The sequence below is a fragment of the Spirilliplanes yamanashiensis genome (assembly GCF_016863475.1).
GTDB lineage: Bacteria > Actinomycetota > Actinomycetes > Mycobacteriales > Micromonosporaceae > Spirilliplanes > Spirilliplanes yamanashiensis.
In genome coordinates this window covers 60,725-77,473 of sequence record NZ_BOOY01000034.1, presented here as the reverse complement: position 1 = coordinate 77,473, position 16,749 = coordinate 60,725, and the positions used below count along the sequence as shown (strand labels likewise).

The window sequence follows — 16,749 nt, the reverse complement described above, 5'->3', positions numbered from 1 at the left end:
CACCGGCGCACCGCGGGCGATAGGTCGTCAGCGGAACGCCGCCGGGCGGCCGCCGACCCCGGACGGATGGCCCACACATGCGAGCTGACGCGGACCCGGACGCGGCACGGGCCTCGGTGCCCCGCCGCGTCCGCACCGTGCGCGTCAGCAGCGTGCGGGCCCTGCTCGGCCCGGCCGTCGCCGCCGTCTACCTGCTGTGCACGCCCGGGCGGCCCGACCGCCCGGTGATGCTGGCGATCACCGCCGTGATGCTCGCCGTCGCCGTCGGCACCTGGTCCGCCGCGTCGTGGCTCGCCCGCTCCCGCGCCCGCGTCGCCGTGCAGGCCGCCGGCATGGTGGTCAACATCGCCGGCTCGTCGGCGCTCAGCCTGCTCGACGGCGGTGTCGCCAGCCCGCTCGGCGCGCTCGTGCCGTTCACCCTGCTGTTCTACGCGATCATGATGCCGCCGCGGATGTTCGCCGTGGCCAGCCTGCTCAGCGCCGCCGGCTACGGCGTGGTCGCCGTCGCGGGCGGGCCCGCCCCCACCGGGTACGCCGCCGTGTACGCGCTCGGCATCGGCGGCGTCGCGTACCTGTGCTTCCGGCACGCCGCCGTGCTCGCGTCGCTGCGTCACCGGCTCAAGGAGGCGTCCCGGCTCGACCCGCTCACCCGCGTGCTCAACCGGCGCGGCTTCGACGAGCGGCTCGACCGCGCCGTCGCCGACGCCGCCCGCACCGGCCGGCCGCTCACCCTCGTGCTCACCGACCTCGACCACTTCAAGGCCGTCAACGACCGGTACGGCCACCAGGCCGGCGACGACGTCCTCGCCTGGACCGCCCGCACCATGACCCGCGCCCTGCGCCGCCGCGACGTGCTCGGCCGCCTCGGCGGCGACGAGTTCGGCGTGCTGCTCGACGGCGCCGGGCCCGCCGAGGCGCCCGCCCTGGTCGACCGGCTGCGCCGCGCGGTCCGCGGCGCCGCGCCGGGCAGCTTCGGGTACGCGTCCTACCCGGCCGAGGCCGCCACCGTCGACGACCTGCGCCGGCTCGCCGACGAACGCTCGTACGCCGACAAGGTCGGCCGCCGCCGCACCGTGCCCGCCGCGCCCGACGTCGCCCACGCCCGCGCCAACGCGGACCGCCCGCACACCGGCGTCACCGCGGGCGAGCGCCGCCGCCGCTCCATCGCCGACATGGGCCGGCTCGCCGCGTCCGACTGCGCCGTCGGGCTCGTGTGGGCCGTCGCGCTGGCGTCCGGGCAGCCGCACCGGCTCGCCATCGCCGCGCTGTGCGTCGCCGGCCTGGCGTACGGCGGCATCCTGATCCTCGCCAGCGACCGGCTCAGCCGGTCCGCGGCCGCCCGCGACGCGATGGTCGCCAGCGCCGTGTTCCTGTTCGCCCTGGCGATCGTCGTGCCCGTGCTCGGCGGCGGCGTCGCCGGGGCGCTCGGCATCGGCATGCTCGCGCCGATGCCGCTGGTCGCGCTCGGCGTGCCCCGGCGCCTGGCGCTGCCCATCATCGCCGCCCAGTCGGTCGCGTACCTCGTCGTGGCCGGCGCGGTCGGCGACCCCGACCCCTGGTACGTGCTGCTGCACCTGTTCGGCATGCTGGCCGTCGCGGTGGCCTGCGCCCGGCAGGGCGCCAGCGCCGCCGCCCAGCGCCGCCTGCTCACCCGGCTGTCGCAGACCGACGCGCTCACCGGCGTGCTGAACCGCCGCGGCTTCGCCGACCGGTTCGCCGCCGAGTCGGCCCGGCCCGGACGCCCGCTCGGCCTGGTCGTGTTCGACCTGAACGGCTTCAAGCGCGTCAACGACACCGCCGGGCACGCCGCCGGCGACGACCTGCTGCGCTGGGTCGCCACCACGGCCACCGCCGTCGCCGGGCCGGACGCCGCCGTCTGCCGCCTCGGCGGCGACGAGTTCGTCGTCCTGCTGCGCGCCGACCCGGCCGCGCTCGCCGGCCGCCTGCGCGACGCCCTCGCCGCGCGCGCCCCGATCAGCGCCGGCGTCGCCGTGCTCGGCCGCGACGGCACCGACTTCGCGACCCTGTACGCCCACGCGGACGCCGCGCTCTACCGCGAGAAGCACGGCGCCCGGCCGGTCCTGCAGCGCCTCTCCTGACCCGCGCCGGCCCGCCGGGGCGCGGTCCGCCCGGGTCAGAACCGGCCGCCGCAGGCAGAACCCACCGCCTCCGGGTCAGAAGCGGCGCCGCCGGGTCAGAAGCGGCCGCCGCCGGTGCGGCGGCCGCGGCTGGCGCTGCCGCCGAAGCCGCCGCCGCTCCACCCGCCCCCGCCGCCGAATCCGCCGCCGAAGCCGCCCCCGTACCCGCCGCCGTAGCCCCCGCCGTACCCGCCGCCGCGGTGGCCGCCCGTCAGCAGGCCGCCGAGGACGGCGCCCGCGAACGAGCCCAGCACGTCGCCGCCCACGCCGCCGGCCCCGCCCTGCCAGCCGGCCACGTCCGAGCGCGCCTGCTGACCGGCCGCGGCGGCGTGGCGCTGCGCCTCCTGGGCGGCGGTCAGGGCGGCCGCCGGGTCGGTGGCGGCCAGGTTCTCGGCCAGCGCGAGCTGCCGCTGCGCCTCGGCGAGCCAGGCGCGGGCCTGGCCGCCGACGGCGCCGCGCCGGGTGGTGACGAAGTCGCCGGCCGCCGCGACCTCCGCGCGGGCGACCGGCAGGGCCTGGGCGAGCAGGGCGCGGGCCCGGTCGGTGCGCTCCGCGGCGGCGCGGGCGTCGGCGAGGGCGGCGTCCAGGGCGGCGTCGGCCTCCTGCAGGCCGCGCAGCGCGGCGGCCGGGTCGCGCACGGGGCCGGTGCCCAGCGCGGCGAGCGCCCGCTCGGCGCCGCGCACCGCGTCGGCCAGCGCCGACCCGCCGCCCCCGGCCACGCCCGCCGCCAGGCCCAGCTCGGTACGCAGCTCCGCGACCAGGCCGGCGACCGCGTCCTGCGCCGCGGCCAGGTCCGTGCGGGCCCGGTGCACCGCGGCGAGCAGCTGCTCGGCCTGGTCGACGGCCTGCACGGCGGCGCGGACGGCCAGGGCCGCCTCCGGCCGGTCGCCCGCGGTCAGGGCGGCGCGGGCGCGGGCGGTCGCCTCGGCGGTGAACGCGAGGCGGTCGCGCGCCTGCTGCGGGTTCGCGGCGACGGACGCCACCGCCGCCTCGTCGTAGCGGGCGCCCAGCTCGCGCAGGACGCCCTCGGCGGCGGGCACGGCCGCCTCGGCGGTGGCCCGGTCCCGGTCGGCGGAGTCGGCGACCTCGGTGGCGCGGGCCTCGATGCCGCGCAGCTCGTCGAACGCCGCCGCCTCCGCGTCGAGCCGGGCGTCGGCGCGCTCGCACCGCTCGACGATCTCGGCCAGGATCGCCCGCCGGGCCGGCTCGTCGGGCGCCGGCTCGGCGTCCAGGCTCAGCCGCAGCCGGAACGCCTCGGCGACCTCCTGGCGGGCCGCGTCGAGCGCCGCCCGGAACGCGGTCGTGGCCCCGGCGCCGTACTGGGCCTCGGCGAGGCCGAGCTCGCGTTCGCTGGCGCGCAGGTCGTCGTCGAGCTCCAGCAGCAGGGCGTTGGCCCGGGCGCTGAGCTCCTCGGTGGACGGCTGGGGCGGCCCGGCCTCGGCGGCGGGCGCGCCGGGCGGCGGGCTCACCGCGCGGCGGCGGGCGCGCCGCCACAGCACCGCCGCGAGGATCACGCCGCCGATCGGCAGGGCCAGGCACAGCACCAGCGGCAGCCCCGACAGGCCGCCGCCGGTGGCGCCGCCGCCGGTCCCGGCCGCCGCCCGGTAGCCGTCGGCCGCGGCGACCGCCGCCCCGGCCCAGTCGCCGCGGCGCAGCGCGGGCTCGATGTCGTCCGCCGCCACGTCGCGCAGCTCGGCGTCGGTCAGCGGGGCGCCCGCGTCGACGGTGTACGCGTACGCCCGGTCGGCGGTGGCGACGGCGAGCAGCGCGTCGCGGTCGCCGAGGTCGCTGGCGCGGGCCGTGGCGTCGACCCAGTCCTGGGCGGGCGTGCCGTCGAACGAGTCGACGAACACCACGAACAGCTGGATGCCCGCGCCGGTGGACAGCTCGTCGAGGGCGCGCGCCACCTCGGCGCGCCGGCCGCCCAGCACGCCCTGCGGGTCGGTGATCTCGGCGGCGAGCCGGGCCGGCGGGTCGGCCGCGGCAGGCGCGGCGGGCGCCAGGAGGGCGGCGAGCACCGCCGTCAGCAGCAGCACGGGAGCGCGGCGGCGCGCGGAGACGGTCACCCGCCCAACCTACGGGCCGCGGCGCGTCAGCGTCGGGCGGCGGGGCGGTCGCTGTCGTGCACGGCGTCGCCGCCGGCGCGCTTCGCCCGGTACATGGCGGCGTCGGCCCGGCGCAGGGTCCGCTCCAGGTCGGCGGCGGGCCCGCCGGCCACCCCGATGCTGACGGTGGCGTCGCAGTCCGGGACGTCGCGCACGGCGCGCACGATGCGGGCGGCGATGCCGGCGCCGGCAACGGGGTCGGCCCCGGGCAGCAGCGCGCCGAACTCGTCGCCGCCGATCCGGGCGACCACGTCGCCGTCGCGCACGCCCGCGCTGACCGCGGCCGCGACGGCGGCGAGGGCGGCGTCGCCCGCGGCGTGCCCGCGGGTGTCGTTGACGGCCTTGAACCGGTCCAGGTCGATGAGCAGCACGGTGACCCGGCCGGGCCCGGCGCTCAGCGCGGCGACGGCCCGGTCGAAGCCGCGCCGGTTGGCGACGCCGGTGAGGGCGTCGGTCTCGGCGGCCCGGGCGGCCTGCTCGTGCTCGGTGCGCAGCGTCTCGTACGAGGTGAGCGCCTCGGCGGTGTGCAGGGTGCGCTGCCGCTGCCGCCACAGCGCCCCGGCCAGCGTGTCGCCGTAGCGCAGGGCGGCCCGGGCGGCGGCCGAGCCGTGCGCGGCCAGCAGGACGGCGTGGGTGCGGTGGGTGGCCGCGACGGTGATCCACTCGGCGTCGGGCGGCAGTTCGGCGACGGCCCGCTCCATGATGGCCACGGCCTCGTCGACGCGGCCGGCGCGGCGCAGGGCGACGGCGCGGAACGGCAGGCTGTAGGCGAGCAGGGTCCGGCCGAGGCCGCGGGCCTCCTGCACGGCCGTCAGCCGCTCGATGTCGGCGGCGGCGCCCGCCGGGTCGGTGCGGTCGGCGCGGGCGCACGCGGCCTGCAGCAGCGCCGCGTCGCGCCAGGTGCCGGCGTCCGGGCCGCACGCCTCGGTGGCGGCCTGCAGCGCCCACACCTCGGCCTGGGCGGTGTGCCGCTCGGCCCGGGCGACCTCGCCGATCTGGTACAGCTCCAGCGCCCAGCGCAGGTGCAGGTCGGCCAGGTTGCCCAGCCACATCGCCTTGCCGGCGCTCAGCTCCGGGTCGGCCGCGCTGATCCGGTACGCCTCCTCGAACTGCGGCCCGACCAGCTCGTACAGGCGCAGCTGGTTGTAGCCGACGGCGATGCCGACGCGGGCGTTGACGGCGGCCACGGCGTCAGGCTCGTCGTCGGTGAGCGCCGCCTCGGCGGCCACCAGGTCGCGCAGCGCGGCCTCGCCGTCGTGCCCGGACACGTCCCGCTCGCCCAGCTTGATGCGCTCGGACGCCCGGGTGGCCAGGGCGCACGACCGCCAGCCGGCGCTGCCCTCGCGCTCGGCGGCAGCGAGCATGAGGCCGGCCGCGGCGATGGCGGCGCGCAGGTCGCCCAGCATGATGAGCGCGACGGCGCGCACGAAGTGCATGGCGGCGGGCCCGTCGGCGAGCGCACCGGTGCGTTCCTCGAGGATCGACTCGGCCAGCGGCAGCATGCGGGCGGCGCCGCCGGTCTGGGCGGCCGACAGCATCCGGGCCGCGCGGCGGCTGACCTCGTCCATGTGCCCTCCTGTCGCTCACATCGGCCGGGTGCGCCGCGACGGGAGGATCGTCTCAGTACCACGTGGACTTGTCGACGACATGCATCAGCTCGCGCCCGGCGGCGAAGCGGCGGGCGTTCTCGACCAGCACCGCGAGGCGCCGCTCGTCGCCGTCGGGGCCCGCGCCCGCGACGTGCGGGGTGACGAGCACGTCGTCGCGGCTCCACAGCGGGTGGCCGGGCGGCAGCGGCTCGGTCTCCAGGACGTCCAGCGCGGCGCCGCGCAGCCGGCCGGCGTCGAGGGCGGCGACCAGGTCGGCGAGGCGCACGGTGGCGCCGCGGCCCACGTTGACCAGGTACGCCGAGGGCCGGAACAGCGCCAGCCGGCGGGCGTCGATCAAACCCTCGGTGGCGGGGGTGTGCGGCACCGTGAGCACGACGACGTCGGCGCCCGGCAGCAGGTGGTCGAGCGCGGCGGGCGGGCCGAGCGTCGTGAAGCCGGGCGGCGGCTCGGTGCGGCGGGCGTCGACGCCGGCGACCCGCATGCCGAACTGGGCGAGCAGCCGGCCGGTCTCGGCGCCGATCGCCCCGGTCCCGACGACCAGGGCGGCGGCGCCGGTCAGCGGCAGGACGCCGGCCCAGTCCGGCGCCCACCGGCCGGCGCGCTGGTCGCGGGCGTACCGGGGCAGCTCGCGGGCCAGCGCCAGCACGAGGGCGACGGTGTGCGCGGCGACGTGGTCGGTGTAGGTGTCGCGCATGTTCGTCACGACGACCGGGTGCGCGACGAGCGCCGGGTGGTAGAAACCGGGCGGGGGACCGGCCTGCGGCGCCTGGAGCCAGCGCAGCCGCCGGGCCCGGGCGAGCAGGTCCGGCGGCAGGGCGCCGACGGCGGCGTCCGCGTCGCGCAGGGCCGCCGCCGCCTCGCCGTCGGTGCGGGGCACGAGGACCTCGATCCCGGGTACGGCCCGGACGAGCGCCCCGGCCCAGCCGGCGACGGCGGGCGGCAGCAGCACCAGCGTGAACGACACGGTCAGTGCTGCACGCTCTGGCTGAGGGAGAAGTTCTTGAACCAGGCGTACGACGTCTTCTTCGGTCCCCACTCGGTGGAGTGCCCGCCGTAGAACGTGGAGAAGAAGATGCCGCCGAAGTTGATGCCGCTGATGCCCGCGGTCGACGTGGACAGGACCTGCCGGCCGTCGAACCACACGGTGGTGGTCTGCCGGTTGCGGTCCACGTACTGCTCGATGGTGTGGTACTGGTCGTCGGCGGGGAACGTCCACGAGCCGAGGCCGAGGTCCTTGCCGTAGCCGCTGCCGGCCGGGGAGTAGAAGTAGATCTGGCCCTTGTTGCCGTTGCGGAACATGAACCGGGTCGACCAGCCGTTGCCGTGGGTGCCGCCGGCGGCCTCGTTCGGGTTGCCGCCGTAGAGGCCGGGCAGCTTGGCGCCCTTGCCGAAGTCGTGGCCGGCGGGGAACTTGATCTCGTACTTGAGCGACAGCGTCCGCCCGGTGGCCCACGAGCCCTTCCCGATGGCGCCGAGGTTGGTGTAGAACTGCGCGCCGCCGCCGGTGGGGCAGTTGGTGCAGGACGGCGCCGAGGAGCCCTTGCCGTACTTGACCTTGACGCCGCCGCCGGTGAGCGGGTCCATCCGGTCGAAGCCGAACTGGGCGGTGTTGACGACGCCCCAGGCGCTCTTCCAGGAGTTGGCGGGGAAGCCGTCGAACGACGCGGTCCAGGCCGAGGGGGCGGCGGCCCGGACCGCGGGCGCGCCGGCGGCGTGCGCGGTGGTGGCGGCGGTGCTGACGGCGGTGGCGCCGAGGGCGGCCAGCGTGGCGGCGACGGCCGCACCGCCGATCGCCTGCCGGGCTCGCCGGCCGTGTCTGAGGGGGAGTCTCATGTCCTGGTTTCCTCCGAGCCGGACGTGACGGACGGGTCGGCGGTCAGTCTGGCCGCGCCGGGCGATCGTGAGGAGTGCTGCCGATCAAGTTAATCCAAGGGGAAAACTTGACCATCGTTACATTGACGAACGGGTATGCCGCCGATAACCTGCGCGACACATACGCGCAACGCGTACACATATGTGAACAGGAGTCGCCGGTGAGACCTCGGACCCGGGCCGGGCTGGCGGTGGCGGCGGTCGCCGCGATCGCCGCCACGGCCGCCGTGCAGCAGGCCGCGCACGCCGCGACCGTGCAGGCCACGGTGACCGTGCAGCTGTCGGGCACCCCGCGCGGCACGCTCGCCGAGGGCCACCTCGGACTGTCCTTCGAGTCCATGCCCCGCACGAACGACGGCGGCGTCAACAGCGGCAAGTTCGACGCCCGGGGCAACCTGCCCCAGCTGCTGCGCACCCTCGGCCCCGGCACGCTGCGCCTCGGCGGCAACTCCGTCGACCGCACGTACGCCCGCGCCACCCCCGCCGCGCTGCAGGGCCTCGTGCGGCTGTCCGACGCCACCGGCTGGCGTTACGTCTACAGCACCAACCTCGCCCACTACGACGCGGCCGCCACGACCGCCGACGCCGCCGCCGTGCGCGCCGCCCTCGGGCCCCGGCTCCGGAGCCTGGTGTGCGGCAACGAGCCCGACCTGTACGCGGCCAACGGGTACCGGCCCGCGGGCTGGACCGTCGGCGCGTACGTCGCCGAGGCGAACCGCTGCCTCGCGGTGCTGCGCGCGCAGGCCCCCGGCGTGCCCGTCAGCGGGCCCGACACCGCCACGCCCGGCTGGCTACCCGCCTACGCCGGCGCGCAGCGCGGCGCGGTGACCCTGCTCAACCACCACCACTACCCGCTGAGCAACTGCAACGGCCCGAACGGCAGCGCCACCGCCCTGATCGCCAAGGGCAAGCGGGCGGACGAGGCCCGGCTGGTCGCGTCCGCGGCGGCCACCGCGCGCGGCGCCGGCATGCGGCTGGTGATGAGCGAGGTGAACTCGGCCGCCTGCGGCGGCATCGCCGGGGTGTCCGACACGTACGCGTCGGCGCTGTGGGCGCTCGACTACGTGTTCGCCGGCGTCGCGAACGGCGCCCACGGCATGTACTTCCATGGCGCCCTCGACCGGGCGTGCACCGGCTACACCGCGCTGTGCGAGACCGCTCCGCACCAGTACCGCGCCCAGCCGATCTACTACGGGCTGCTGCTCGCCCGGCTGGCCGGCACCGGCGCGGTGCTGCCCACCACGGTCAGCACCGCCGGCAACCTGGCCGCCCACACGGTGCGCGGCGCCGACGGCCGGGTGCGGGTCGTGCTCGCCAACATGAGCGCCGACACCGTGCGGACGTCGCTGCGGGCCGGCGACCGCACCGGCGCGGGCAGCCTGCTGCGGATGACCGCCCCCTCGCTGACCGCCACCAGCGGGGTGCGGATCCAGGGCCGCACCGTGGCCGCCGACGGCACGTTCACCCCGGACGCCGCCACGCCGGTCACCTGCACCGCCGGCACGTGCCCGGTGACGCTCGCGCCGTACGGCGCGGCCGTGGTCACGCTGCCCTCCTGACGCCCGCGCCGCGGGGGCCCGTGCCGGGGCTCCCGCGGCACGGGTCTAGTACGACAGGCCGTGGCCGAAGGGGTACAGGCCCGGCCAGGTCACGGGCAGCCGGCCCGCCGGCGGGTGGTCGCCGAACAGCACGTCCGCCACGCCCGCGCCCTCGGTGCCCGGCAGCCACGCCGCCACCAGCGCCGCCCAGTCGCCGGCGTGCGCGGCCACGTCCAGCGGCCGGCCCGACACCAGCACCACCACCACCGGGACGCCCGCCGCGCGCAGCCGGGCGAGCACCGCCAGGTCGGCCTCGTCGAGGCCCGGCAGCTCGGGGCGGTCGCCCTTGAACTCCGCGTACGGCGCCTCGCCGAGCACGGCGATCGCCGCCGTCCAGCCGTCGCCCGCGCGCTCGGCGCCCGGGTCGTGCACGATCTCCGCGCCGCCGGCCGCCGCGCGGATGCCGTCCAAGATCGTGGTGCCCGGGGTGATGGCGCCGGACGAGCCCTGCCAGGTGATCGACCAGCCGCCGCACTGGTGGCCCATGTCGTCGGCGTTGCGGCCGGTCACCAGGTAGCGGGCGCCCGCGCGGGCCAGCGGCAGCGCGCCGCCGTCGTTGTGCAGCAGCACCTGCGACGCGCGCACGGCCTCGCGGGCGAGCGCCCGGTGCGCCGGGCTGCCGACCGACGGCGTCCACGACCGGTCGGCCAGCGGCGACTCGAACAGGCCCAGCCGGAACTTGGCCGTCAGGATGCGCCGCACCGCGTCGTCCACCCGGGCCATCGGCACCCGGCCCGCCTCGACCTCCGCGCACAGCACGGCGATGAACCGCCGCCACTCCGACGGCACCATCACCATGTCGAGGCCCGCGTTGACGGCCGTGCGCACCTCCTCCGGGGTGAAGCCCGGCTCGCCGTCGATGAGGTCGACGGCGTTGTAGTCGGACACCACGATGCCGTCGAAGCCCAGCTCGCCCTTGAGGACGGTGGTGAGCAGGTACGCGTGGGCGTGCAGCGGCAGCCCGTTCCAGGCGCTGTAGGACACCATCACGCTGCCGACGCCGCGCTCGACGGCGGCCCGGAACGGCGGCAGGTGCAGCGCGCGCAGCTCGGCTTCGCTCAGCCGCGTGTCGCCGCGGTCGACGCCGCCCGTGGTGCCGCCGTCGCCGAGGTAATGCTTGGCGGTGGCCAGCACCGACGGCACGCCGTCCTGCAGCCCCGACACCATCGTCGCCATGGCCTCCGGGATGGCCGGCACCTCGCCGAACGCCTCGTAGGTGCGGCCCCACCGGGGGTCGCGCACCACCGCCAGGCACGGCGCGAAGTCCCAGTGGATGCCGGTGCCGGCGACCTCCTCGGCGGTGGCCCGGCCGATGCGGCGCACCAGCTCGGGGTCGCGGGTGGCGCCCAGGCCGATGTTGTGCGGGAAGATCGTCGCGCCGTGCACGTTGTTGTGCCCGTGCACGGCGTCCACGCCGTAGAGCAGCGGGACGCGCAGCGGAGTGTCCAGGGCGGCCCGCTGGTAGCCGTCGTACATGTCCGCCCAGGCCCGCGCCGTGTTCGGCGTGGGGGAGGAGCCGCCGCCCGACAGCATCGACCCGAGCCGGTACGCGGTCACGTCGGCGGGGGTCACCGACGCGCGCTCCGCCTGGGTCATCTGGCCCACCTTGTCGGCCAGGCTCATCCGGGCGAGCAGGTCGGCCACGCGCGCGGCGACCGGCAGGCCGGCGTCGAGGTACGGCGGGCGGGTCGTCGCGGGGGAATCGGACAGCGGTCGCATGGCGCCTCTCCTCGGGCCGGTGGGGTTCCTGCGCCGGCGGCGAGGCACTTCGAACGGAACTTAAATGAAGGTCTCGGACGGTGTCAACGACGGTCGTCGATACCGGAACCCGCCCGCACCGGCGGCCCGCAACCGGCGTTGGGAACAATGGCGCCCGCGCGCGCATCGAACGCGTGCCCGGACGCAGGTGGCCCCGCCGAAGGAGGACGACCGACCGTGACCGACGACCCCCGGCCGCCCGCCGGCCCCAGCACGGCCGACGCGCCGCCCGGGCCCCGGCTCGACGCACGGCAGTCGCAGGCCATCTTCGGCGCCGTGCGGCTGCTCACCGCGCACGGCGGCAAGGCCGCCGCCGACCTCACCCTCGGCCGGCTCAAGTCCACCGGCCGCCGGCGCCCCGCCGTCGTCGTCATCGGCGAGGTCAAGCGCGGCAAGAGCTCGCTGGTCAACGCGCTCGTCGGCGAGCCCGGCCTGTCCCCGGTCGGCGTCGACGTCACCACCGGCTCGTTCCTGCGGTTCGTGCCCGCCTCGGCCCGCCGGCCCGCCGGCACCGCCCGCATCTTCGCCGCCGACGGCGCCGCCACGGCCGTGCCCCGCGACGAGGTGGCCGACTGGGTCAGCGTCGGCGGCGCCCGGCGCACCGACCCCGAGGCGCCCATCGTGCTCGGCGCCGAGGTGGCCGTCGCGTCGTCGCTGCTGCCGCGGCTGGCCGTCATCGACACCCCCGGCGTGGGCGGCCTCGACGGCGGCCACGCCACCCTCGCCGCGTCCGTCGCCGCCCAGGCCAGCGTGCTGCTGTTCGTCAGCGACGGCGGCCAGCCGCTGACCGCGCCCGAGCTGGCGTTCCTGGCCCGGTCGGCGGCCACCGTGCAGACCGTCGTGCTGGCCATGACGAAGGTGGACCTCTACCCGGCCGGCTGGCGCGAGGTCCTCGCCGAGAACCGGGCGCTGCTGCGCAGGCACGCGCCCCGGTTCGCCGACGCGGACGTGATCCCCGTGGCCAGCCCGCTCGCCGCCGAGGCCGCCGCCCTGCCCCCGGGCGACCTGCGCGACGCCATGACGCGGGCCGGCGGCGTCGCCCGGCTCGCCGAGGTGCTCAACGCCCACGCCGCCGACACCGACCGGCTCATCGTCGCCAACGCCGCCCGGATCGCGCGCACCGGCCTCGACCAGGTGTCCGTGCAGCTCGCCGCCCGGCGCGCCGCGGTCACCGGCGGCGCCGCCGAACGGGCCGGGCTGGCCGGCGAGCGCGACCGGCTCACCGAGCTGCGGGCCCGCCAGCAGCGCTGGATCCTCGACCTCGAACGCGACCTCGGCAACCTGCGCCGCGCCGTCGTCGACGACGTCACCGCCCGGCTCACCGCCCTGCGCCACCGGTGGGAGGAGGCGTTCGAGAAGGAACGCCGGCTGCTGCTGCCCGCCGTCGCCAAGGAGACCATGGGGCAGATCTGCAGCGAGCTGCAGGCCGTCGTGGACGCCGTCACCGCCGGCTTCGACCGGCGGCTGCGCACGCTCGTCACCGGCACGTACGGGCTCACCGCCGAGCAGGTGCCCGCCTGGGCGGCCGACGAGCTGCGCGGCACCCGGCCCCGCCCGCGCCCGCACACCGCGAAGGCGACCGGGCTGCTCGACCCGTCGCTCGCCGCCACCGCGTTCCTCGGCGCCAACGCCGCCGGGGCGCTGCCCCTGGCGGCCGTCGGCATGGCGGCGCTGCCCGTCTCCATCGCCGTCGGCGGCGCCTGGCTCGCCGTCAACGTCGCGTACCGGGCCGTGCGCGCCGGGCGCACCCAGATGCGCACCTGGCTCGCCGAGACCGTCCAGGCCATGCAGCAGGACCTCGTCGCCGCCGCCGACTCGTCGCTGCGCGAGGCCCGGCCCGACATCGTCATCGGCATCCGGACATTCCTGTCCGACGCCATCGCCGGGCTCGACGCGGCCATCCGCGAGGCCGACCGGGCCGCGGCCGCCGGCGAGGGCGAACGGCGGCAGCGGGCCGAGGCCCTCGACCGGCACCTGGCCGCCGTCGCCGCCCAGCTCGACCTTCTCGACGGAATCCTGGCCGATCCGGGAACATCCGGCCCCGCCGCCGTCTCCAACCCGGCGACACCATGAACCGCGGTTCCGACAGGAGAACGCCATGAGCGACTTTGACACCCCAGACAGCACCGCGGCCGACCAGGTCGTCGTGGCCGACCTCAGCGGCGACGGCGTCGCCGACGTGTCGGTCGAGCTGCTGCCCGACGGCACCTACCACGTGCTGGCCGACACCGACGGCGACAGCCTGGCCGACGAGGAGGTCGTCGTCGACCGGGCCGCCCTCGACGCCGCGCTGCCCGGCGCCTCCGACGCCCTCGACGAGCTCGGCGCCGTCGAGACCACCCCCGTGCCGGACCCCGGCTTCGACCCGGCGGTCGACGACGGCGGCATCGCCGGCGACCCGTTCGGCGACGCCGAGCACTGGTTCCAGCAGGCCCAGAACGGCTTCTGCGCCCCGGCCAGCGTCGCCCAGATCGTCAGCGAGTACAGCGGGGTGCACTTCCCCGACGAGAGCGCGTTCGTGCAGCTCGCCAGCGAGCAGGGCCTGTTCAGCGTCGGCATGGACGGCGTGCCCGGCATGACGCCCGAGAACACCCTCACCCTGCTGGAGCAGTCCGGCGTGCCGGCCGGCCTGGAGGTCGGCACCACCGCCGAGCTGGTCCAGTACCTGGAGGAGGGCCGCGGCGTCCTGCTGTTCATCGACAGCGGCGAGGTGTGGGAGGGCGAGGCCGTCGAGGACAACTCGTTCGACCACGCGGTGGTGCTCACCGGCATCGACACCGAGCGCGGCGTGGCGATCCTGTCCGACCCGGGCTCGCCGGACGGCAACCTCGAGGAGGTGCCGCTCGACGTGTTCGCCGACGCGTGGGCCGACTCGCAGAACCTGATGATCGTCTGCGACGAGCCGCCCGCGGGCGACCCCGGCCAGGAGACCGTCGCCGCGGCCGGCGAGGGCGCGCCCAGCCAGATCGAGCGGGCCACCTCCGTCGTCATCCGCGAGCCGTGGGCGCTGCTGCCCGTCACGCTGCCGGCGCGGTCGTGAACCGGTTCGGCGACCTGCTCGCGGCCTGGCCGTGGGCACTCGCCTCGGTGGCCGCCGCGCTGTTCGCGGCGGCCGCGGGGTATCTCGTCGGACGCCGCCGGGACGCCGCCGACGCCGCGGACGCCGCCGAGGCCGCCCGCGGCGCCCCGGCGGCGCCGGCGGGCCCGGGCGCCGACGTGCGCCAGGTCGTGGAGGGCGTCATCGCCGCCCACGACCTGGCCGCCGCCGCCGACGGCGCCGTGCGGGTGCAGCTGGAACGGGCCCTGCACGCGGCGGGCGTGCACCGGATCGCCGTCGCCGGCGGTCAGCCCTTCGACGCGAGCCGGCACCACGCCGTCGGCACCGAACCGGCGGCGGCCGGACGCCCCGACCGGTGCGTCGCACGCGAGATCAGAGCTGGTTGGCAGACGCGGGACCGGGTCGTGCGCCCGGCGGAGGTGATCGTGTGGAAGCAGTGAGTCCCTGGCGGCTGGCCGTCGACGTGGGCACGTCGAACACGGCGGCGGCCGTGCAGATCGGGGCGGGTCCGCCGCGCCCGGTGCGGCTCACCGACCAGTCCGACCAGATGCCGTCCGGGGTGCTGGCCGGCCAGCACGGGCTCGTGGTCGGCGCGGAGGCGCTGCGGTCCGCCCGCATCGACCCCGCCGCGTTCGAGCCCAACCCGAAGCGCCGCGTCGGCGAGGGCGAGATCATGCTCGGCGAGCGGGAGGTGCCCGTCGCCGACGCCCTCGCCGCCCTGCTGCGGCACGTCGTCGGCCGGGCGGGCCGGGTCGCCGGTGGCGGTCACCCCGCCGAGGTGCTGCTGACGTACCCCGAGCAGTGGCAGCAGCCGCGCCGCGACGTGCTGACGGCGGCGGCCTACGCCGCCGGGCTGCCGCGGGCCCCGCGCCTGGTCTCCGAGCCCGTCGCCGCCGCCAGCCACTACGCCACCCAGGAGGCCGTGCCGCCCGGCGCGGTCGTCGCCGTGTTCGACTTCGGCGGTGGCACCTGCGACGTCGCGGTGCTGCGCGCGGGCGACGCCCCCGGCGCGCCGTTCACCGTGCTCGCCACCGACGGCATCGACCCGCTCGGCGGCGAGGACGTCGACGACCTGCTCGCCCGGTGGACGAAGGAGCAGCTGCGCGCCACCGGCCACGCCGAGCTGGCCGACGCCCTCGACGACCCGGCCGCGCTCGCCGACCGGCTCACCTTCCGCGACCAGGTCCGCGGCGCCAAGCAGGCGCTGACCGACTACGAGCAGACCCGCATCCCGGTCGCGGCGGGCGGCGCCCAGGCGGTGGTGACGATCACCGCGGAGGAGTTTGACCGGCTCGTCGCGCCGACCATCGACGCCGCCGTGCAGCTGACCCGGCGCACCCTGGAGCGGGCCGGCGTCGCCGCGCCGGCCCTGCACGCGCTGTACCTGACCGGCGGCTCGTCGCACCTGCGCCTCGTGCAGCGCAAGCTGGCCGAGCTGATCGGGCGCCCGCCGGCCACCCTGGAGGACCCGAAGCTGGTGGTGGCGCTCGGCGCCCTGAAGGTCCCGGCCCCCGCGGGCCCCCCGCCGCACCAGCCCCCGCCGCACCGGCCCCCGCCCCACCAGCCCCCGCCCCACCAGGTCCCGCCCCACCAGGTCGCGCCCCACCCGCAGCAGCCCCCGCCCCAGCCGCCGCCGGTGCCGCAGCGGCCCCCGCAGCAGCAGCAGCAGCCCCAGCAGCCCCCGCCCCAGATGCCGCCGCCGCACCAGCCCCCGCCCCAGCAGCCGCCGCCGCAGCTGCCGCCCGTGCCGCCCGCCGGTGGCAACGACCCCGTGTCCGGGGCGGGCGGGGGTCGGATGTCCGGGCCGCCGTGGCCGCCGCCCCCGCCGCCGGGCGACCGGGAGCCGTCCGCCTACCGCAACCGCTGGCTGATCGCCGCCGGGGCCGGCCTGGTCACCCTGGTCGTGTCCGTCGCGATCGGCGTGGTCGCCCTCAACGCGGGCGGCAACGGCACGGACGACGCGAAGGAGCCGACGTCCGCCCCGACGACCCGCAACCGCCCCATCACGCAGCCGCCCACGCAGCCGCCGACCACCCCGCCGACCTCGTCGGTGGCGAACCGGTCCTGCGCGGCGGCGCTGCCCGCCACCGAGTGCGCCCTGGCCCGCCGGCTGCCGACCGACTACACCGAGCTCGGCACCTGCGAGGCCCGGGAGCGGCTCGGCGCCGACCAGCTCGCGGTGGTGCGCTGCGAGGTCCCGGAGGGCTCGCGGGTCGGCTCGAACCCGGGCGTCGAGGTGTGGGCGACGAAGTTCACGGACAGCACGCGGATGGGGTTGTCGCTGGAGAAGATCGCCACCGACAACAAGATCACGGCGACCGCCCCGAGCTGTTTCCAGGTGACGACGTCGGGCCGCGGCCCGTGGGCGACGTCCTCGGACACCAGCCGGACGATCGGCCAGATGCTCTGCTACCCGTCGGAGGGCTACGGCAAGGTCGTCTGGACCTACGACGACGACGCGATCATCATGATCGCCACCGCCCAGGGCCCGGACGTGGCCGCGATGATGCGCTGGTGGTCCTCGCCCGGCCTGTCCGCGCTGCTCGACCAGTGAGCCGCCGGAATTTCCTCCCGGGGCCGGGAACATCGGGGCCGCCCCGCCGCATCGAA

The 16,749-nt window shown here is 77.5% G+C and carries 11 protein-coding genes; 6 read left to right on the top strand and 5 right to left on the bottom strand.

The features are described 5' to 3' along the window. Positions 1-77 precede the first annotated feature (77 nt). Positions 78-2,099: a GGDEF domain-containing protein gene (locus tag Sya03_RS24530; protein ID WP_203940761.1), complete on the top strand. Its 2,022-nt coding sequence runs from the start codon at positions 78-80 to the stop codon at positions 2,097-2,099. Positions 2,100-2,194: 95 nt separating this feature from the next. On the opposite strand, the gene Sya03_RS31670 is transcribed toward Sya03_RS24530, so the two are convergent. Genes Sya03_RS31670 through Sya03_RS24510 form a run of 4 tightly spaced genes read right to left on the bottom strand, consistent with a single transcriptional unit; the run spans position 2,195 to position 7,686 of the window. Beyond that, on the bottom strand, positions 2,195-4,204 hold the full coding sequence (locus tag Sya03_RS31670; protein WP_203940760.1) for a TPM domain-containing protein: 2,010 nt from the start codon (positions 4,202-4,204) through the stop codon (positions 2,195-2,197). Positions 4,205-4,230: 26 nt separating this feature from the next. Further along, positions 4,231-5,811: a GGDEF domain-containing protein gene (locus tag Sya03_RS24520; RefSeq protein ID WP_203940759.1), complete on the bottom strand. Its 1,581-nt coding sequence runs from the start codon at positions 5,809-5,811 to the stop codon at positions 4,231-4,233. A gap of 52 nt (positions 5,812-5,863) precedes the next feature. Next, positions 5,864-6,817: a D-2-hydroxyacid dehydrogenase gene (locus Sya03_RS24515; RefSeq protein ID WP_203940758.1), complete on the bottom strand. Its 954-nt coding sequence runs from the start codon at positions 6,815-6,817 to the stop codon at positions 5,864-5,866. 2 nt (positions 6,818-6,819) lie between these two features. Beyond that, positions 6,820-7,686: a polysaccharide lyase gene (locus Sya03_RS24510; protein ID WP_203940757.1), complete on the bottom strand. Its 867-nt coding sequence runs from the start codon at positions 7,684-7,686 to the stop codon at positions 6,820-6,822. 200 nt (positions 7,687-7,886) lie between these two features. On the opposite strand from Sya03_RS24510, the gene Sya03_RS24505 reads away from it, so the two are divergent. Beyond that, positions 7,887-9,284 (top strand): glycosyl hydrolase family 79 C-terminal domain-containing protein, encoded by a 1,398-nt coding sequence (locus Sya03_RS24505; protein ID WP_203940756.1) that lies wholly within the window; start codon positions 7,887-7,889, stop codon positions 9,282-9,284. A gap of 45 nt (positions 9,285-9,329) precedes the next feature. Here Sya03_RS24505 and Sya03_RS24500 read toward each other — a convergent pair whose 3' ends face one another. After that, positions 9,330-11,033 (bottom strand): glycoside hydrolase family 3 protein, encoded by a 1,704-nt coding sequence (locus tag Sya03_RS24500; RefSeq protein WP_442475966.1) that lies wholly within the window; start codon positions 11,031-11,033, stop codon positions 9,330-9,332. Positions 11,034-11,258: 225 nt separating this feature from the next. Here Sya03_RS24500 and Sya03_RS24495 point away from each other — a divergent pair, with 225 nt between their 5' ends. From Sya03_RS24495 to Sya03_RS24480, 4 genes are read left to right on the top strand one after another with little or no spacing between them, the layout of a single operon-like run. After that, positions 11,259-13,154: a dynamin family protein gene (locus Sya03_RS24495; protein ID WP_203940754.1), complete on the top strand. Its 1,896-nt coding sequence runs from the start codon at positions 11,259-11,261 to the stop codon at positions 13,152-13,154. Between the two features lie 25 nt (positions 13,155-13,179). Next, a complete protein-coding gene (locus tag Sya03_RS24490) occupies positions 13,180-14,121 on the top strand; it encodes a C39 family peptidase (protein ID WP_203940753.1) in 942 nt (313 codons plus the stop codon). Next, a complete protein-coding gene (locus Sya03_RS24485) occupies positions 14,118-14,579 on the top strand; it encodes a nucleotide exchange factor GrpE (RefSeq protein WP_203940752.1) in 462 nt (153 codons plus the stop codon). Before Sya03_RS24490 ends, Sya03_RS24485 begins: the two co-directional genes overlap by 4 nt. Then, positions 14,567-16,693 (top strand): Hsp70 family protein, encoded by a 2,127-nt coding sequence (locus Sya03_RS24480; protein WP_203940751.1) that lies wholly within the window; start codon positions 14,567-14,569, stop codon positions 16,691-16,693. Before Sya03_RS24485 ends, Sya03_RS24480 begins: the two co-directional genes overlap by 13 nt. Positions 16,694-16,749: the final 56 nt, after the last annotated feature.